This is a genomic window from Pseudomonas sp. NPDC089428 (assembly GCF_044749325.1).
In the GTDB taxonomy this organism is placed as follows: Bacteria; Pseudomonadota; Gammaproteobacteria; order Pseudomonadales; family Pseudomonadaceae; genus Aquipseudomonas.
Window position 1 is genome coordinate 61,038 of the sequence record NZ_JBIVHT010000002.1, and the last position, 16,278, is coordinate 77,315.

Consider the following 16,278-nt stretch of genomic DNA (forward strand, 5'->3'; position numbering starts at 1 on the left):
CACGAATAGCATCGACCGCCCAATCACACGGTCCCTGTGGGAACGGGTTTACCCGCGAATGCGCCAGAGCTGCGTTGCAAATGGGTTAGCATGAACACCTGCCCCGGAGTTCCCATGCCTGATGCCACCCGCCACCTCACGCTCGCCAACGGCCTGCAGCTGACCCTGCGCCACGCCCCGCGCCTGAAGCGCTCGGCTGCAGCCCTGCGCGTACACGCGGGCAGCCACGATGCGCCGCGTCAGTGGCCGGGCCTGGCCCACTTCCTTGAACACCTGTTCTTCCTCGGCACCGCGCGCTTCCCACTGCAAGACGGCCTGATGCGCTACGTCCAGGCCTTGGGCGGCCAGGTCAACGCCAGCACACGCGAGCGCACCACCGACTTTTTCTTCGAAGTGCCACCCGCGGCATTGGCCGAAGGCCTGGAGCGCCTGTGCCAGATGCTTGCCGAACCGGACCTGGGCATCGAACGCCAGCACCGTGAGCGGGAAGTCATCCACGCCGAGTTCATCGCCTGGTCGCGTAACCCGCAGGCGCAGCAGCAGTTCGCCTTGTTGCAATCTGTGGCTGGCGATCATCCGCTAATCGGTTTTCATGCAGGCAACCGCTATTCCCTCGTTTTGCGCAATATTGCCTTCCAGCAAGCGCTCACGGGCTTTCACCAGCGCTTCTACCAGGGAGGTCAGATCACCCTGAGCCTCTGCGGCCCGCAGCCGTTGGATGAACTGGAACAACTTGGCAGGCAATACGCCGGCATCTTCGAAGCGGGTGCCCTTGTGCCACAGACCTTGCCTCCAGCCCTGGCCGCCAACAGGCCGTTGCTGTTCGCCCACCAGGGGCTGCCCGCAGGTGCAGAACAGGCGCTGGAGCTGCTGATGGCCAACCTCGCTGACAACGGCCCCGGCAGTTGGCTGGATGCATTGGAGCGACGCGGCTGGCTCAAAGGGTTCAAGGTCGAGAAGTTGTATGCCTTCGCCGGGCAACTGCTCTGGCACATCGACCTGAAGCTTGCCCCGGATGCCGACAGCGATGAGGCACTGAAGCTGCTGCACGGCTGGTTCGACTTCGTCCTCCAGGCCGCCTGCGCGCCACTCAACAACGCGTTCGACCTGTTGCAACAACGTCGCGAACGCAGTGCCAGCGCGCTGGAACTGGCCCGTCGCGACAGCGCCGGGCAGCCGTTTGCCGCGCTGGATTCACAAGCGCGGGCCGCGCTCGAAGCATTGCTTGAACAGCTGCCGCGTTGCGCATACGGGGTATGGCAGCTGCCTGCGGCCGAGCCGTTGTTGCTCGATGAACTGCCCACTGCTCTAGCCGCAGAACCGCCACCTGCGCTGGGCCTCAGCGACCTGCTTGCGCCAGCCAGACAATACGCGGCACTTTATCTGCGCTGGCATGTGCCATCGGCATTGCGCCAGCAGTTGCATGGATTACTGGAACGCGCCTTGCACCCCATGCAAGTGCGTTGTGAGCGGGCCTGCGTGCAATTGCAGTTCAGTGCGTCAGGCGAATACTGGCAGTTGCGCTGCGCTGGCCACCCTGCAGCCGTGATACGCGCCACAGGCCAAGCCCTGGCGCTTCTGCAGGCGCCTTCCATCTGGCAACCAGCGCCACCTGAGGCGCTCGCCCTGATTCCGATCAGGGCGCTGATCAATCAACTACCAGACAGCGTGCTCGGCACTTGGCCCGAAACACCTGGGTCATGCACTCTAGACCAGGCACTGCTCGATGGCGCCTGGCAACAGAGCCTCTGGCATGGCTTGGCTGTAGGCTTTGATACCCGCGCCGCGCAGGCGCTGGGCGCGGTACTGCGGGGCTGCCCAGGGCAAAGCGCTACGCCCACGCCAGCCCCCCTCTGGGCGGGCCGTCGCTGGCAGCATGCCAAGGTGGCGGGCAGTGAGAATGCCCTGCTGCTGTTCTGCCCAGTGCCTACCGGGCAGCAAGCCTGTGGTCGCCTGCTGGCGCAGCTGCTGCAAGGCCCCGTGTATCAACGCCTGCGGGTCGAACTGCAACTCGGCTACGCGGTGTTCAGTACCTTCCGTCAGGTCGAAGGCATCGGTGGCTTGCTGTTCGGCGTGCAGTCGCCGCATGTCAGTCAGGCGGAAATCCTTGAGCACCTGCGCGCGCTTCTGAGCCAAGGCGTCACACTCGACAACGGCGCCCGACAAGCACTGGCCGAACAGTTCGACGAGGCAGCCATGGCCAACGCCGATGTCGCCGAATGGGCATGGCAGACACACCTGGCCACACAACCCGGCGATCTGCTTGCGCTGCAGCGGTCTATTCTGATGACGCAACAAGCGGATCTGGACGGCCTGTTACGCGACCTGCTCGGCACCGATTGCGCCTGGCTATGCCTGGCTAACAGCGCCGCACCAGATGCGTCCTGGCACTGAACCTGCGGGGATTGTTACGTTTGCTGCAAGGGCGCTTATCAAAGAATTAACCTTTCGGTACAAAGTTTTCTTGTAAGATAACGCTATCTCAGCCAACGGAACCTCCTGCTCGAGGCGGAGCCCAACTAGTAGCTGAAGTACCCCAACCCCATCCGGAAGGAGAACGCCCATGTGGACCAAACCTGCATACACTGACCTGCGTATCGGCTTCGAAGTGACCATGTACTTCGCCAACCGCTAAGCCCTGCTTTGCGGCATGACGCCTCGGCCTGCCGGGGCGTCGTCGTTTTTCCGATACGGCTTTTCGCAGAAGGAGTGGCCATGTACATCCAGATTCTCGGTTCCGCCGCCGGTGGTGGTTTCCCGCAGTGGAACTGCAACTGCGCCAACTGCAAGGGCTATCGCGACGGCAGCCTGCGCGCCACGGCACGCACCCAGTCGTCCATCGCCCTGTCCGACGACGGTGAGCACTGGATCCTGTGCAATGCCTCGCCCGACATCCGCGCCCAGCTCCAGGCCTTCGCGCCGATGCAGCCGGCGCGTGCTCTGCGCGACACCGGCATCAACGCCATCGTCCTGCTCGACAGCCAGATCGACCACACCACCGGCCTGCTCAGCCTGCGCGAGGGCTGTCCGCACCAGGTCTGGTGCACCGACATGGTCCACCAGGACCTGACCACCGGCTTCCCGCTGTTCAACATGCTCAGCCACTGGAACGGTGGCCTGCAGTGGAACCGCATCGAGCTCGAAGGCAGTTTCGTCATCGAAGCCTGCCCTGACCTCAGGTTCACGCCTTTCCCGCTGCGCAGCGCCGCGCCGCCCTACTCACCGCACCGCTTCGACCCGCACCCCGGCGACAACCTCGGCCTGCTGGTCGAGGACACCCGCACCGGCGGCAAGCTGTTCTACGCCCCTGGCCTCGGCCAGGTCGACGACCAGTTGCTGCAGATGATGCACGGCGCTGACTGCCTGCTGGTCGACGGCACGCTGTGGGAGGATGATGAAATGCAGCGCCGTGGTGTCGGCACCCGTACCGGCCGCGAGATGGGCCACCTAGCACAGAACGGCCCCGGCGGCATGCTCGAAGTGCTCGACGGTTTCCCGCGCCAGCGCAAGGTGCTCATCCATATCAACAACACCAACCCGATCCTCGATGAAGACTCCCCCGAGCGCGCCGAAGTCCAGCGCCGTGGCGTCGAAGTCGCCTTCGACGGCATGAGCATCGAGTTGTAAGGAGGCCCCGTGAGCGACGCACTGCCAATGACCCCTGCCGAATTCGAGCAGGCCCTGCGCGCCAAGGGCGCCTACTACCACATCCACCACCCTTATCACGTGGCGATGTACGAAGGCCGCGCCAGCCGCGAACAGATCCAGGGCTGGGTGGCCAACCGTTTCTACTACCAGGTCAACATCCCGATGAAGGATGCCGCGATCCTGGCCAACTGCCCGGACCGCGAAGTGCGCCGTGAGTGGATCCAGCGCCTGCTCGACCATGACGGCGCGCCCGGCGAGGACGGCGGCATCGAGGCCTGGTTGCGCCTGGGCCAGGCGGTCGGCCTCGACCCCGACCAGCTTCGCTCCCAGGAGCTGGTACTGCCCGGCGTGCGCTTTGCCGTGGACGCCTACGTCAACTTCGCCCGCCGTGCCAGCTGGCAGGAAGCGGCCAGCAGCTCGCTGACCGAGCTGTTCGCCCCGCAGATCCACCAGTCGCGCCTGGACAGCTGGCCGCAGCACTACCCGTGGATCGACCCTGCCGGCTACGAATACTTCCGCACCCGCCTGGGCCAGGCCAGGCGCGACGTCGAGCATGGCCTGGCGATCACCTTGCAGCACTACACCACCCGCGCGGGCCAGGAGCGTATGCTGGAAATCCTGCAATTCAAGCTGGATATCCTCTGGAGCATGCTCGACGCCATGAGCATGGCCTACGAGCTGAACCGCCCGCCTTACCACACCGTCACCCAGCAACGGGTATGGCACAAGGGGATCGCCCTATGAGTTTCGACCGCAAGCAAACGCCGAACTGGCGCCCAGGCTACCGCTTCCAGTACGAGCCAGCGCAGAAGGGCCATGTGCTGCTGTACCCTGAGGGCATGATCAAGCTCAACGACAGCGCCGGCCTGATCGGCGGGCTGATCGACGGCAAGCGCGATGTGGCGGCGATCATCGCCGAACTTGAACAGCAATTCCCTGGTGTGCCTGAAGTCGCCGATGACATCGAGCAATTCATGGAGGTGGCCCGTGCCGAACACTGGATCACCCTCGCCTGAGGTGCCGGTCGGTCTGCCGCTGTGGCTGCTGGCCGAGCTGACCTACCGCTGCCCGCTGCAGTGCCCGTACTGCTCCAACCCGCTGGACTTTGCCGCCCAGGGCCAGGAACTGAGCACTGCGCAGTGGTTCAAGGTGATGGCCGAAGCCCGCGAGATGGGCGCCGCACAGATCGGCTTTTCAGGTGGTGAGCCGCTGGTGCGCCAGGACCTTGCCGAGCTGATCGGCGAGGCCCGCCGGCTGGGCTACTACACCAACCTGATCACCTCCGGCATCGGCCTGACCGAAGCACGCATCGCCGCCTTCAAGGAGGCCGGGCTGGACCACATCCAGATCAGCTTCCAGGCCAGTGACGAGCAGGTCAACAACCTGCTGGCCGGCTCCAAGAAGGCCTTCGCGCAGAAGCTGGAGATGGCCCGCGCGGTGAAGGCCCACGGCTACCCGATGGTGCTCAACTTCGTCACCCATCGGCACAACATCGACAAGATCGACCGCATCATCGAGCTGTGCATTGCCCTCGAGGCGGACTTCGTCGAGCTTGCCACCTGCCAGTTCTACGGCTGGGCGCACCTCAACCGCCTGGGCCTGCTGCCGACCCGCGCACAACTCGAACGCGCCGAGCGCATCACCAACGAGTACCGGGAAAAGCTCAAGGCCCAGGGCAGCCCATGCAAGCTGATCTTCGTCACCCCGGACTACTACGAGGAACGTCCCAAGGCCTGCATGAATGGCTGGGGCAGCCTGTTCCTGACCATCACCCCGGACGGCACCGCCCTGCCCTGCCACGGCGCACGGCAACTGCCGGTGCAGTTCCCCAACGTACGCGACCATGACCTGCACCACATCTGGTACGACTCGTTCGGGTTCAACCGCTTCCGTGGCTACGACTGGATGCCCGAGCCGTGCCGTTCGTGCGACGAGAAGGAGAAGGACTTCGGCGGCTGCCGTTGCCAGGCCTTCATGCTGACCGGCGATGCCAGCAAGGCCGACCCGGTGTGCGCCAAGTCGGCCGACCACGGCCTCATCCTCAAGGCCCGCGAAGAGGCAGAAACCACCAAACTCGCCATCGAAGAGCTGACCTTCCGCAATGAGCGCAACTCCCGTGTCATCGTCCGCGGCTGACTTCAGCGCCGCCCAGGCCGTCGCCGCCGGCACCGACTTCGCCGAACTCAAGGTCAGTGCCGAGGGGCTGTTCTGGAACGAGTTCCGCCCGGCCGATGGCGCCTGCCGCATCTGGCATTGGCGTGACCACCAGGCGCGTTGCCTCACGCCCGATGGTTTCAGCGTGCGCAGCCGGGTATACGAATATGGTGGCGGCAGCTTTTGCCTGGGTGGTGACGGGCTGCTGTTCGTCAACGAAACGGACCAGCAGGTCTACACCCAGAGCCTCACAGGCGCTGCACCACGAGCCCTGACCGCCCAAGCCGAGTGCCGCTACGGCGATGTGCAGTGGCATGCCGGCAAGGTGCTGGCCGTCGAAGAGCGCCATGGCGAAAGCGTCGAGCATCGCCTGGTGGCCCTGGATGAAACCACCCGCGAAGTGCTCGCCGAGGGTGCCGACTTCTATGCCTCGCCAACGGTCAGCGCTGACGGCCAACGCCTGGCCTGGGTCGAGTGGGACCGACCGGCACAACCCTGGACCGTTACCCGGCTGATCTGCCGAACCCGCGCTGCCAACGGTGACTGGGGAGCCGCGCGCTGCATCGCCGCCGAGGACGAGTCGCTGCAACAGCCGCGCTTCGATGCCGAAGGCCGCTTGTACTGCCTGTCTGACCGTAATGGCTTCTGGCAGCCCTGGGGCGAGGTCGACGGCCACTGGCAAGCGCTGCCGGCCGAGCCGGCCGACCATGCCGCCGCCCCTTGGCAGCTGGGCACCAGCACGTGGCTGCCAATAAGTCCGCGGCACTATCTGGCCACCTGGTTCGAAGGCGGTATCGGGCAACTGGGCTTGCGCGATGAGAATGGCCGTATGGAGCGCTTTGCCAGCGCCTACACCCGGTTCCGCAACCTGGCCATGGACGCCGAACACCTCTATGTCGTCGCAGCCTCGCCGATCAGCCCGCCGGCGGTGATCGCCATTGCCCGCGCCAGCCATGAGGTCAGCGTACTGGCCGGCGGCGCCGAAGTGTTGCCTGCGGCGCAAATCAGCCTGCCGCAGTCGATCCATTACGGCAGCGGCGGCACGTCTGCCCATGGCTTTTTCTATCCGGCAACCGGCACCAGTGGCCCCGCGCCCCTGCTGGTATTTATCCACGGCGGCCCGACTTCGGCCTGCTACCCCGTGCTCGACCCACGCATCCAGTACTGGACCCAGCGCGGTTTCGCCGTGGCCGACCTGAACTACCGGGGCAGCACCGGCTATGGCCGCGCGTACCGACAGGCGCTGCACCTGCGCTGGGGCGAAAGCGATGTGCAGGATGCCTGCGCCGCCGTCGAACATCTGGCCGGGCTAGGGTTGATCGACCCCGGCAAGGCCTTTATTCGCGGTGGCAGTGCCGGTGGCTACACCACGCTGTGCGCCCTGGCTTTCCACAACGTGTTCCGCGCCGGTGCCAGCCTTTACGGGGTCAGTGACCCGGTCGCCCTGGGCCGGGCCACGCACAAGTTCGAAGGCGATTACCTGGACTGGCTGATCGGCGACCCGCAACAGGATGCCGAGCGCTACCGCCAGCGCACCCCGCTGCTGCATGCCTCACGGATCAAGGTGCCGGTGATCTTCTTCCAGGGCGAGCTGGACGCGGTGGTGGTTCCGGAACAGACTCGCTCGATGTTGGCGGCGTTGCAGGCCAACGGCATCGCCGCCGAAGGCCATTTCTATGGCGGGGAACGGCATGGTTTGCGAAAGGCCGAGAACCAGGCCCATGCACTCGAAGAAGAATGGAAGTTCTATTGCCGGGTGCTGGCCGGATAACACCCTGGGGCCGCTCTGCGGCCCCGGCATCCTCAGCGCTTGGCGATGATGTACACCGCGTGCACGATCCCCGGGATGTAGCCCAGCAGGGTCAGCAGGATGTTGAGCCAGAACGCCCCGCCAAACCCGACCTGCAGAAACACGCCCAGCGGCGGCAGGATGATGGCGATGATGATGCGAATGAAGTCCATGCGGGTCTCTCCTGAAGGGGTTACATCAGAGACTAGCCGCGCATCGCAGAGGTTCCACAGGCAAAAAAAACGCCCCGGGCCAAATGAAACAGGCACGGGGCGATGCGCAGAAACGCCAGACGGTTCGTTGAATTCGTGATCAGGCCGGCATCTCGCGGCGGGCCTGTTGTTGCGCATGCAGGCGGGCAAAGGCCCGGGCCAGGCGCAGCAGCATTTCATCGATGTTGCCCTTGCTCACGGTCAGTGCCGGCGAGAAGCGCACCACATCGGGCTGCGGGGCGTTCAGCAGCAAGCCTTCGTGCAGGGCGGCGTCGACCAAGCCCTTTGCCAGGTTTTCCTGCAACTGCAAGGCCCACAACAGCCCCTGGCCACGCACTTCGCCCTGGCCATAACGGCCTGCCAGGCGGCTCAGACCATCGCGCAGATGACGACCACTGTCCTGCACCTGCTCGAAAAAGCCCGGCTCCAGCACGGTATCCAGCACGGCAAGGCCAGCGGCGCTCATCAGCGCATTGCCGTGATGGCTGCCCTCCAGTTCGCCCGGTTCGGCACAGCATGCGGTCCCGCGAGCCAGCAGGGCGGCCAGAGGCACACCACCGCCCAGGCCCTTGCCGAGGGTAATGATGTCGGCGCGCACGCCGTAGGTCTGTTCCGCCAGCAATGCCCCACAGCGGCCAATGCCGGTCTGCACTTCGTCAAGAATCAGCAGGATGCCCAGTTCCCGGCAGAGCTTTTCCACGCCTTGCAGATACTCGCGTGTAGCCGGGATCACCCCCGCCTCGCCCTGTACCGGTTCGAGCATGATCGCCACGGTGCGCGAATCGACCTCGGCATGCAGCGCCGCCAGGTCGTTGAACGGCACCTTGCTGAACCCCGGCAGGCCCGGCTCGCAACGGTTGCACGGCAGCGGGTCGGAGGCCGACAGCGCGCCCAGGCTGCGGCCATGGCAGGCCTGGCTGGCAGTGATGATGTGGTAGGCGCCGTTGCGGTGCAGCTGGCCCCACTTGCGCGCCAGCTTGATCGCCCCTTCACAGGCCTCGGCACCGCTGTTGAGCAGATAGGCCTGGTCGCTGCCGGTGCTCTGGCACAGGCGGTTGACCAGCGCCAGCAGGCCACGGCTGTGGTAACCCGCCCCTGGGTTGATCAGCGCCTGGGCCTGGTTGCTCAGCGCCTTGACCAGCGCCGTCGGGCTGTGCCCGAGGCTGTTGACCGCGCCGCCTTGGGTGAAGTCCAGGTAGGCATGCCCTTCGTTGTCCCACAGCCAGGAGCCCTGACCACGCACGAACACCTGCGCCGCACGCTCGGTACTCGGCATCAGGCGCTCGCGAGACAACTGCGGCGCATCCGCCACGATCACCGCCGCACGCTTGGGCTCGGCAACCGCGGCAGGGGCCGAACGGCGCAGGTTGAACAGGTTCATCGGGGCTCCAACCAATCACGGTAAAGGGCGGCCAGGGTCCAGCCTTGCTGCTGGCACAGAATAATTTTGCCTTGCCTATCAAAAGTGTTTTTCAACTGCGGTAACAATGAGCGGCTGGATCGCTGTAACCCGTTGGAATACGGCGATAGACTAGGCTTCGGCAGCGTTTGCGGCCATTTCGTTTTCCCAGCTTTTTCGATAAGTGTTACTTATGGATTTTCGCCAACTGCGTTATTTCGTCGCGGTGTATGAAGAAGGCCATGTCGGCCGCGCCGCCGAACGCCTGTCGCTGTCGCAACCGGCACTGTCACAGCAGATTCGCCAGCTTGAGCACAGCCTCGACCTGAGCCTGTTCGAGCGCAGCAACAAGCGCCTGCTGCCGACCCTGGCTGCGCACACCCTGTACAACCATGCCCTGCCGCTGCTGGATGGCCTGCAACGGGCCCATGAAGCCATGCGCAACTTCAAGGGCCAGTCGCTGCGCACGCTGGCCATCGGCGTGCTGCAGACCGTGCGGCCAAGCCTGGTGCCGCAGTTGCTGGAGCGTGTGCGCAAGGCCCAGCCGCACCTGGTGGTGCAGATCTACGAACTGTCGGGGCTGGAGATCGAACGGCGGCTGCTCAATGGCAACCTGGACATCGGCATCAGCTACCTGCCACCGCGCCAGCCTGGGCTACACGGCTCGCTGCTGTACGAAGACGAGTTGCAGGTGGTGATCCCGGCCACCCACCCTCTGAAGGACTTCAAGAAAGTCTCCATCAAGCAGGCCGCCGAATTACCGATGCTGATGCTCGGTGAGGAATTCCAGATCCGCCAGATCTGGAAGGAACAGCTCGCTGCCCAGGGCCGCAGGCCACAGGTGCAAGCAGAGATGAACAACATGGCGGGGATTCTCGACAGCCTGGCGCACACGGCGCTGGCGACCATACTGCCGGGGCGGGCCAAGGATGCCGCCGAGGATGACCAGGGGTTGCTGTGGAAACCGCTGAGTGAGCCACGCGTGCCGCTCAAGGTTGGCCTGGTGTTCCGTGATGCCCAACGCCAGCAGGCGTCGGTGGAGCTGCTGCGCACGTTGCTGGAGGAAGAGACCGATTCGCGGCAACTGGGTGCCCCGCCGCTGGATGTGCTTGGCTGAAAAACACCCAGACGAAGAAAACCCCGCCGAAGCGGGGTTCTCTAGACTGTTTCCCTGTGACATCCCTATCGCCCCGCCATCCTGGCAGGTAATCCTTCGTTGTCCCTGTTCTGTCCTTTGCGCTTCCTGCGCAACGTCCATGTAGAAAGATTAACCGTGGATCCAATCTGGCACCAGTGGCGAAAAGTCACCACGTCATGTAGGAAAAGGCTTACAAGAAGTAGTCCAGATACATCGGCTGGAGCCCACTCGCGGGTAAACCCGCGAAAAGGCCCACGCGATCGGTCAAAACTGCTCGGCATCCAGTAGGTACAACGACTCACTGCCCGCCTTCACCGACGCCACCAGCGAATTCACCCGCGGCAGCAACCGGGCGAAGAAGAACCGTGCGGTGCCCAGCTTGGCCGAATAGAACGCCTCGTCGCCTTCAGCCGCCTGGGCTGCACGCGCCATCAATGCCCACATGTAGGCATAGGCCACATAGCCAAAGGCATGCAGGTACTCGACCGACGCGGCACCGATTTCATTCGGGTTGCCCTTGGCCTGCTCCAGCACCCACTCGGTCAGCCCATCGAGCTGATCGAGATAGGCGCCAAGCGGCTTGGCAAACTCCTCCAGCTCGCTGCCCGCGCTGGCAATGAACTGGCGAATCTCGGCAGAGAACAGCTTGTAGTACGCCCCGCCGCTGGCCACCACCTTGCGCCCCATGAGATCCAGCGCCTGGATGCCATTGGTGCCTTCGTAGATCTGGGTGATACGCACATCGCGCACCAGTTGCTCCTGGCCCCACTCGCGAATGTAGCCATGACCACCGAATACCTGCTGGCCGTGCACCGTGCACTCGAGGCCAAGGTCGGTGAGGAACGCCTTGGCCACCGGGGTCAGCAGCGCCACCAGCTCTTCGCTGCGTTTGCGCGTAGCCGGGTCTTCGCTGTACTTGGCGCTGTCGAGTTGCATCGCCACGTAGGTGGAGAAGGCACGACCGCCCTCGATCAGCGCCTTCATGGTCAGCAGCATGCGCCGAACATCAGGGTGAACGATGATCGGGTCAGCGGCCTTGTCCTTGGCCTGCGGCCCGGTCGGCGCGCGGCTCTGCAGGCGATCACGGGCGTATTCCACCGCGTTCTGGTAGGAACGCTCGGCCGACGCCAGGCCCTGGATACCTACGCCCAGGCGTTCGTAGTTCATCATGGTGAACATGGCCGCCAGGCCCTTGTTCGGCTCGCCTACGATGTAGCCGACTGCCTCGTCGAAGTTCATCACGCAGGTAGCCGAAGCCTGGATGCCCATCTTGTGCTCGATCGAGCCGCACGTGGCCGGGTTGCGCGGACCGAGGCTGCCGTCGGCATTGACCAGGAATTTCGGCACCAGGAACAGCGAGATGCCCTTGGGGCCAGCCGGCGCGTCCGGCAGCTTGGCCAGCACCAGGTGGATGATGTTTTCGGTCAGGTCATGCTCGCCGCCGGTAATGAAGATCTTGGTGCCGCTGACCTTGTAGCTGCCATCGGCCTGGGGCTCGGCCTTGGTACGGATGATGCCCAGGTCGGTACCGGCATGCGGCTCGGTCAGGCACATGGAGCCGGCCCAGACACCGGCGTACATGTTCGGCAGGTACGTTTCCTTCAGCGCATCGCTGGCATGGGCGTTGATCGACAGGCAGGCGCCAGCGGTCAGCATCGGGTACAGGCCGAAGGCCAGGCTCGAAGCATTGACCATTTCCTCGACCTGGGCCGAGACCGCCTTGGGCATGCCCATGCCACCGAACTGCGGGTCACCGCCCACGCCCACCCAACCGCCTTCGGCGTAGGTGTTGTAGGCCTCGATGAAGCCGGCGGGTGTACGCACGGCACCGTTGTCCCAGTGGCAGCCTTCTTCATCGGCGGCACGACTGAGCGGGGCGATGCTCTTGCTGGTGACCTTGCCGGCTTCTTCCAGCACAGCCATGGCGGTGTCCGCGTCGACCGCCTCGGCCAGTTCGGGCAGTTGCGACCACAACTCGGCCACGTTGAAGACTTCATTCAGTACGAAGCGCATGTCGCGCAGGGGCGCTTTATAGTCAGCCATGACAACCTCTCGCTGGTCGGGTCGGGGCGGTCACACGGACCGCGGCACGGGGTTCGTAAATAAAAGCAACCTGGGGTTGAATCCAGTGTAACCGAACAACTTTTGCGAGACATAGGGTCATCACGCGACCATATAGTCTATTTTGGTCACGCCATCCGCACGGCCCCGCGCTGGGATTGTTGACCATAGACCATGACACAGTTGCGCCCGGCCCCCTTGGCGCTGTAAAGCGCCTGGTCGGCGGACTTGAGCACTTCTTCCGGGTTGCGATGGTCGACCAGCCGCTCGGCCACGCCGATGCTGATGGTCACCGAGACCGTGCCGCCAGCGCTGCCACTGCGGCGCTGACGCCCGGTCGAATCGTCCTGCGGGCGGCTGTTCTGGTCACGCAGGTGCATGGTGTAGTTGGCGATCATCTCGCGCACCGCCTCCACGTGCGGCACGCACTCTTCGGCGGTCTTGCCGGCAAACACCAGGGCGAATTCCTCGCCTCCGTAGCGATAGGCGCGGCCACCGCCGGTGACCTTGGACAAGCGGCTGGCGACCAGGCGCAGCACCTGGTCACCGACATCGTGGCCGTGGGTGTCGTTGAATTTCTTGAAGTGGTCGACGTCGGTCATGGCGATCACGTAGTTGCGACCCAGGCGCTGCATGCGCTCGTTCAACGCGCGGCGCCCAGGCAACCCGGTAAGTTCGTCACGGAAGGCCATCTGGTAGGCCTCGTGCGATACCGCAGCGGCAATCATCAGCATCACCTGGCTGCACATGATGTTCAGGGTGAAGGGCAGGATGAAGGTCTTGGGCAGCATCCAGAAGATACCGACCAGGCCAATCAGCTGCGCCGCATGCAAAGGCCGCGGCTCGCGCAGGTACTGCACCACCAGCAGGGCGAAAACCACCAGGAATACCGGGTAGACCATCTGGATAAGGCTCATCCACTGGCCATGCAGCGACGGCCAGCGGATCTCCGCCAGCCAGCTCAGCAGCGCTTGAGGGAAACTTTGCTCGAGTGCCACCGCCACGCTGCCGACGGCGAACAGCACAGCGAAGCGGGCCAGCAGGTCCTGGGCCAGGTGAGTACGCTCCTGCCATGCGCCGAACAAGCCGTACAGGGCCGGCAGCAACAGGCACACCAGGTGGAAGATCACCGCTGCATCCTCGCGCACGCGGCCATTGTCGCGGTAGTAGTCGGTCTGCGTGTCGAGCAGGAAATAGGCGATGTACACCGTGACCATCAGGAACAGCTCACGCTGGCGGCGATACACGGCGCAGTAGGCGCCGCCCAGCAGCAGGACCAGGGTGGGAAGGACGTTGAACAGTGAGGTGAAGAAGACGCTGAGGTCTCTTACATAAGCCGCCGCAAGCCCAGCCAGCAACAGAAACAGCGAAGGCAGGAAATGGCTCGCGCGAACAGCGTTTAGACGAAACAAGGGCAATCTCCGACCCGGCAGATCAATAATAGCATTGTGCCTTTACTTCATCGGCAGCACACGTGAATAGATGAGTACACCGGTGGGTTAACGGCAGCGGGGGTGGAGGGCTTGAGTTTTTCTTGTAACTGGACTGTAAGCTGGCGCGGCCCCTGTGGGAGCCGCGCTTGCCGGCGAAGGGCCGCGAAGCGGCCCCGGCAATTCATGCAACAACTTTGAAATCGTGGGGCCGCTTTGCGGCCCTTCGCCGGCAAGCGCGGCTCCCACAAGTACAGCGCACGCCTAGAGAGCGTTACAAGTCGTTGTTGAATGGCTGCAGTGGCCCCTGCGCTGTGGAGCGACCTGAGGCACCGACGGCATTGAGCTGGAAGTCGGCGTCCTGGGCTTGCCGAGAGGTGATCTGCGCGCTGGCCGGTTTTTGCCCGACCGAGTTTTCATCGCCCTTCTCACCCTGTGGCAGCACCAGTGAAGGGTGATCGAACGGCGCCCGTTCCCAGGCGACGCGCGGGTCGGTCAAGCCAACTTCCATGAACTTGACCAGTGCATCCACTTCATCCGGGGTCAGGTTCAGCGCGGTCATGTCCGGATCGAGGTTGGAGCCGTTGTGCTGATTGACGGCTGGGTGCTCGAAGCCGCTGGTGTTGCTGGCGTCTTCACCACGCCGGTCGCCGCCGCGGTTGTAGAACTCCATCACCTGTTGCAGCGTTGCCCGGCTGCCATTGTGGAAGTACGGCCCGGTCAAGGCGATGTTGCGCAAGGTCGGGGTCTTGAAGGCGCCATCGACCGAGTCACGGAAACCGACATTGGGCTTGAGTGTCGGATCGCAAGGGATCGCTGCGCTCAGCGGCACCTCGAAGGTGCACACATCGACATCCAGTGGGTCAGGAATATTCCCGCCTTGCAGTTGAGTGTTGTACTGACGGGTGAAGGACAGAGGGTTGCCCCAGGCGTCCGAGCCGCCCAGCGCCAGGTCCTCGGAGGTCGGACGGACACCGGTGTTGTAGAAGCCGTTGTCATAGAGCGTGGTCAGGCCGTCCGCCATGACCATGCGCTCGATGCGCTCACGCGGCTGGAACAGCAGGCGGCTGCCGGCGTTGGTCAACTCCGCGCCACCGTGGCAGGCAACGCACTTGCCCTTGCCCAGGAACAGGTTCATGCCTTGCACCTGCTGAGCATTCATGGCGGTGTGATCACCCTGCAGATAGGCATCCAGTGGCGCCTGGTCGGAGATCAGCGTGGACTCGTACATCTGGATCGCCAGCCCGAAGAACAGCGGGAAGTTCGCCTCCATCTGGGTGTAGGGCTCGCCGCCCAGCAAGACCTGTTGCGTGGCATTCCACAGGCGCGGCTGGAAGGCATTCTTGATCAGCTCGCGATAGGTCGGCCGGCGGGCACTGGAGACGGGCCCGAGTACCGAGTCGGTGGGCGCGATCTTCTGCCCCTTGAGCATCATGGTGTCGAGCATGCGCCGGCCAATGTCGGCGAAAGTACGCCCGCCACACGACATTTCCACCGCGCTGCCGGGTGGGCCGACGGCTTGCGAGGCGGCGGAGGCATCCTTGAGGGCCAGGCGCACCTTGACCGCCACGCCACTGGCATCCTTGGTCACGAAGATCCCCGCGTCAGGGTCGCGGTTACCGAACGGCGAGAAGCCGTTGAACACGTTGTTGGCCCGACCATCCCAGAAGTTGCGCACGTTGAAGGCCGCGTTGATCACCGACGGCGCATTGCGCCCGGTACTGCGGCGCACGTTGATGCCGCCCACCTGGAAAATGCCGTCCGGTTGCTGGGTGCATTTGTCGAAGCGCGATTGACGGGGTTTGACGAAGTTGGCGTCGAACACCCCTTGCGAACCGATCACGTCATCGCTCGAATAGACAATCGCCGAGTTGCGATCCAGGGGGTTGGCCAGCACGTGGGTCGGGAAGTCGCCTTTTTTCAACGTGTAGTTCGGGCCGCCCTTGCCACCGGAGCGCGTGGTGTAGCTCGGCACGTCGCCGGGAATATCTGCGGCCGTGAACGGTTTGTTGAAGATCGACGCGACGTTGGCGTTGGTATTGGCCTGGCCGGGGTTGATCTGGTTGGTGACCCGGTGATCGACACCTGCGTGGTAATGGCAGGAAGCGCAGGCGGTGGCGCCGTCACTGCCAACGGCCATGTCCCAGAACAGGGCCTTGCCCAACAGAACCACCGCTCCGCGATTGATCACATAGTCGGACATCAGGTCGACCTTGCGGCCACCCTCGGTACCGGAAGGGTCCGGCGGCGTCATGCCACGCAGTGATTGCAGGCTGGGCACATCCGGCACGACCGGAGCGGTTCCGGCCGGGTCCGCAGCCCGGGCACTGGTAAAAGAAAGGCCGGCGGCGAACGTCATCGCTATCGCACAGGCCAGGCGGGGGATTCGCACATTACTCAGATAGTCGACCATGATGGACTTCCCGACGGCGCAGATTTATCAGGCT

At 64.1% G+C, this 16,278-nt stretch carries 13 protein-coding genes; 8 read left to right on the forward strand and 5 right to left on the reverse strand.

The window, feature by feature from the left end; all coding sequences use genetic code 11:
- Positions 1-114: 114 nt before the first annotated feature.
- From pqqF to ACIPZ5_RS03690, 7 genes are all read left to right on the forward strand, one after another.
- Positions 115-2,394, forward strand: coding sequence for a pyrroloquinoline quinone biosynthesis protein PqqF (gene pqqF, locus ACIPZ5_RS03660; protein ID WP_400806756.1), 2,280 nt, complete (start codon positions 115-117; stop codon positions 2,392-2,394).
- A gap of 169 nt (positions 2,395-2,563) precedes the next feature.
- Entirely contained in the window at positions 2,564-2,635 is a 72-nt protein-coding gene (gene pqqA / locus ACIPZ5_RS03665) for a pyrroloquinoline quinone precursor peptide PqqA (protein WP_003243383.1), read from the forward strand.
- Between the two features lie 80 nt (positions 2,636-2,715).
- Positions 2,716-3,627, forward strand: a complete 912-nt coding sequence (gene pqqB, locus ACIPZ5_RS03670; RefSeq protein WP_400806759.1) for a pyrroloquinoline quinone biosynthesis protein PqqB — start codon at positions 2,716-2,718, stop codon at positions 3,625-3,627.
- Positions 3,628-3,654: 27 nt separating this feature from the next.
- Complete coding sequence (gene pqqC, locus ACIPZ5_RS03675; RefSeq protein WP_176247323.1) at positions 3,655-4,392, forward strand: pyrroloquinoline-quinone synthase PqqC; 738 nt, start codon at positions 3,655-3,657, stop codon at positions 4,390-4,392.
- Positions 4,389-4,664 (forward strand): pyrroloquinoline quinone biosynthesis peptide chaperone PqqD, encoded by a 276-nt coding sequence (gene pqqD, locus ACIPZ5_RS03680; protein WP_261941821.1) that lies wholly within the window; start codon positions 4,389-4,391, stop codon positions 4,662-4,664. Before pqqC ends, pqqD begins: the two co-directional genes overlap by 4 nt.
- Positions 4,636-5,784: a pyrroloquinoline quinone biosynthesis protein PqqE gene (gene pqqE, locus ACIPZ5_RS03685; RefSeq protein WP_400806762.1), complete on the forward strand. Its 1,149-nt coding sequence runs from the start codon at positions 4,636-4,638 to the stop codon at positions 5,782-5,784. The genes pqqD and pqqE overlap by 29 nt, the downstream gene beginning before the upstream one ends.
- Positions 5,750-7,573, forward strand: a complete 1,824-nt coding sequence (locus tag ACIPZ5_RS03690) for a prolyl oligopeptidase family serine peptidase (RefSeq protein ID WP_400806765.1) — start codon at positions 5,750-5,752, stop codon at positions 7,571-7,573. Before pqqE ends, ACIPZ5_RS03690 begins: the two co-directional genes overlap by 35 nt.
- A gap of 32 nt (positions 7,574-7,605) precedes the next feature.
- Here ACIPZ5_RS03690 and ACIPZ5_RS03695 read toward each other — a convergent pair whose 3' ends face one another.
- Positions 7,606-7,764, reverse strand: a complete 159-nt coding sequence (locus ACIPZ5_RS03695) for a YqaE/Pmp3 family membrane protein (RefSeq protein WP_009681539.1) — start codon at positions 7,762-7,764, stop codon at positions 7,606-7,608.
- A 139-nt stretch (positions 7,765-7,903) separates the two neighbouring features.
- A complete protein-coding gene (locus tag ACIPZ5_RS03700) occupies positions 7,904-9,184 on the reverse strand; it encodes an aspartate aminotransferase family protein (RefSeq protein ID WP_400806767.1) in 1,281 nt (426 codons plus the stop codon).
- A 211-nt stretch (positions 9,185-9,395) separates the two neighbouring features.
- On the opposite strand from ACIPZ5_RS03700, the gene ACIPZ5_RS03705 reads away from it, so the two are divergent.
- Positions 9,396-10,319: a LysR family transcriptional regulator gene (locus ACIPZ5_RS03705; protein ID WP_343599519.1), complete on the forward strand. Its 924-nt coding sequence runs from the start codon at positions 9,396-9,398 to the stop codon at positions 10,317-10,319.
- A gap of 285 nt (positions 10,320-10,604) precedes the next feature.
- Here the strand turns inward: ACIPZ5_RS03705 and ACIPZ5_RS03710 are convergent, their stop codons facing one another.
- The 3 genes from ACIPZ5_RS03710 to ACIPZ5_RS03720 form a co-directional block, all read right to left on the reverse strand.
- Complete coding sequence (locus tag ACIPZ5_RS03710) at positions 10,605-12,383, reverse strand: acyl-CoA dehydrogenase C-terminal domain-containing protein (RefSeq protein WP_400806769.1); 1,779 nt, start codon at positions 12,381-12,383, stop codon at positions 10,605-10,607.
- 146 nt (positions 12,384-12,529) lie between these two features.
- Entirely contained in the window at positions 12,530-13,813 is a 1,284-nt protein-coding gene (locus tag ACIPZ5_RS03715; protein ID WP_343599523.1) for a GGDEF domain-containing protein, read from the reverse strand.
- A gap of 292 nt (positions 13,814-14,105) precedes the next feature.
- Positions 14,106-16,244 carry a cytochrome c peroxidase gene (locus ACIPZ5_RS03720; RefSeq protein WP_343594298.1) on the reverse strand — a complete coding sequence of 713 codons (2,139 nt, stop codon included), beginning with the start codon at positions 16,242-16,244 and terminating at the stop codon, positions 14,106-14,108.
- Between the last annotated feature and the right edge of the window lie 34 nt (positions 16,245-16,278).

What these genes read in the sequence shown, in the direction of transcription:
- pqqF (WP_400806756.1), top strand. Translation starts at nt 115, where the DNA reads ATGCCTGATGCCACCCGCCACCTCACGCTCGCCAACGGCCTGCAGCTG.
- pqqB (WP_400806759.1), top strand. Translation starts at nt 2,716, where the DNA reads ATGTACATCCAGATTCTCGGTTCCGCCGCCGGTGGTGGTTTCCCGCAG.
- pqqC (WP_176247323.1), top strand. Translation starts at nt 3,655, where the DNA reads ATGACCCCTGCCGAATTCGAGCAGGCCCTGCGCGCCAAGGGCGCCTAC.
- pqqD (WP_261941821.1), top strand. Translation starts at nt 4,389, where the DNA reads ATGAGTTTCGACCGCAAGCAAACGCCGAACTGGCGCCCAGGCTACCGC.
- ACIPZ5_RS03690 (WP_400806765.1), top strand. Translation starts at nt 5,750, where the DNA reads ATGAGCGCAACTCCCGTGTCATCGTCCGCGGCTGACTTCAGCGCCGCC.
- ACIPZ5_RS03695 (WP_009681539.1), bottom strand. Translation starts at nt 7,764, where the DNA reads ATGGACTTCATTCGCATCATCATCGCCATCATCCTGCCGCCGCTGGGC.
- ACIPZ5_RS03700 (WP_400806767.1), bottom strand. Translation starts at nt 9,184, where the DNA reads ATGAACCTGTTCAACCTGCGCCGTTCGGCCCCTGCCGCGGTTGCCGAG.
- ACIPZ5_RS03705 (WP_343599519.1), top strand. Translation starts at nt 9,396, where the DNA reads ATGGATTTTCGCCAACTGCGTTATTTCGTCGCGGTGTATGAAGAAGGC.
- ACIPZ5_RS03710 (WP_400806769.1), bottom strand. Translation starts at nt 12,383, where the DNA reads ATGGCTGACTATAAAGCGCCCCTGCGCGACATGCGCTTCGTACTGAAT.
- ACIPZ5_RS03720 (WP_343594298.1), bottom strand. Translation starts at nt 16,244, where the DNA reads ATGGTCGACTATCTGAGTAATGTGCGAATCCCCCGCCTGGCCTGTGCG.